The organism is Sphaerisporangium sp. NPDC049002 (genome assembly GCF_040649355.1).
Lineage (GTDB): Bacteria > Actinomycetota > Actinomycetes > Streptosporangiales > Streptosporangiaceae > Sphaerisporangium.
Genome location: NZ_JBEZFH010000441.1, coordinates 1 through 1,538 on the forward strand (window position 1 = coordinate 1; position 1,538 = coordinate 1,538).

Sequence of the window (1,538 nt, forward strand, 5' to 3'; positions counted from 1 at the left end):
GATGCCGCGCCCGTGCTCGGCGTCGCCTGCCGGGTACTGCTTGGGGATCGCCCCGAGCCCGAGGCTCCCGGCGGGTGAGCGCGTCGCCGGCCGCGCCTATCGCCAGGCCGAGGACGATCATGACGACGTAGCTGTAGATCTCGTAGCCGTCGGGGGCGAGGAACCGGAGGAAACCCATGAACCGGATCCAGCCGAACCACTCGTGCAGGAGGCCGCTCACCCCGCCGACGACAAGGACGAAGCACAGCAGACCCGACAGGGCCGCCAGGGGGGACTTGGGGTTGGTGGAGGTCATGGTTCTTCACGGTAGGCGGGCGATGCCGGGCCCGGGATCGGGCTTAGGACGGGCGCGCGATGACCGAAGTCTGCCGCCGGCGGCCGCGGGTCGTACTTAAGTATCCGGTCGCGGCACGGACGCCCGGTCGCGGGCGGGCGTGCGTAGATTACCGGTCATGCGCCGCATCGACCGCACCCGCCGGGACTGGGCCGCCGACCTGGGATTGTTCCTCTTCGCCGCCTGCTTCGCCGCCGTCAGTTCGCAGTCCGTGCCGGTCGCGGCGGATATCGATCCCGTGTGGCGGGCCGCTGATCAGGTGGTCGGAGGGCTGGGGTGCGCGGCGGTGCTGCTGCGGCGGCGCCATCCGGTGGCGCTGGCGGTGGCTCTGCTGCTGGCGGGCACCCAGGCGCACTATCTGACCGGTCCGGCGATGGTGGCGGTGTTCACGGTGGCCGCGACCCGGCCGGGGCGGGTCACGGCGTGGGTGGCGGCGCTGGCCTTCGCCCCGCTTCCCGCCTTCCTGTGGCGGCTGCCTGAGCTGCCCGGGGACCGGACCGGCTCGGCGCTGACGTACTTCGCGCTGATCGCCGGGGCCATCGGCTGGGGGCTGTTCCGGCGGTCCCGGCAGCAGCTGATCGCTTCGCTGCGGGAGCGCGCGGAACTGGCCGAAGCGGACGCCGAGCTGCGAGCCGAGCGGGCCCGGCGAGAGGCCCGGGAGGAGATCGCCCGCGAGATGCACGATGTGCTCGGGCACCGGCTGTCGCTGATGAGCGTGCACGCCGGGGCTCTGGAGTTCAATTCGGGCGCGCCCCGGGCGGAGATCGCGCGCGCCGCCGGGGTGATCCGGGAGAGCGCCCACCTGGCCCTGCGCGACCTACGCGAGGTGATCGGCGTGCTTCACGCGGGGCCGGCGGGCGAGCGGCCGCAACCGGAACTGGCGGACCTGGGCCGGCTGGTGGCGGAGGTACGGGCGGCGGGCGGCCGGGTCGAGCTCACCGGACCGCCGGACGGCCCGGCGCCGCCACCCGTGGTGGGGCGGACGGCGTACCGGATCGTGCAGGAGGCGCTGACCAACGCGCGCAAGCACGCGCCCGGCGCGGCGGTCGCGGTACGGGTGACCGGGGGCCCCGCCGACAGGCTGACGGTCGAGATCCGCAACGCGCCGCCGCCCGTACCGGACGACAAACTTACGTGGTGGGGGTGTGGCGCGCAGGCGAGATCGGTGAGGCGCGGGAGATGGCCGCTACATGGTATGAGGTGA

Annotated in this window: 2 protein-coding genes; one reads left to right on the plus strand and one right to left on the minus strand. The window is 73.8% G+C overall.

Annotated elements, in window-relative coordinates:
* Window positions 1-295, minus strand: a 295-nt coding sequence (locus AB0B89_RS36360) for a hypothetical protein (protein ID WP_358562317.1), incomplete at its 3' end; no start/stop codon positions are given.
* A gap of 157 nt (window positions 296-452) precedes the next feature.
* Between AB0B89_RS36360 and AB0B89_RS36365 the strand changes: the two genes are divergently transcribed.
* Window positions 453-1,538, plus strand: coding sequence for a histidine kinase (locus AB0B89_RS36365; RefSeq protein WP_358562319.1), 1,086 nt, complete (start codon window positions 453-455; stop codon window positions 1,536-1,538).

Excerpts from the sequence above, each read along its gene's own strand:
- AB0B89_RS36365 (WP_358562319.1), top strand. The coding sequence starts at position 453 with ATGCGCCGCATCGACCGCACCCGCCGGGACTGGGCCGCCGACCTGGGA.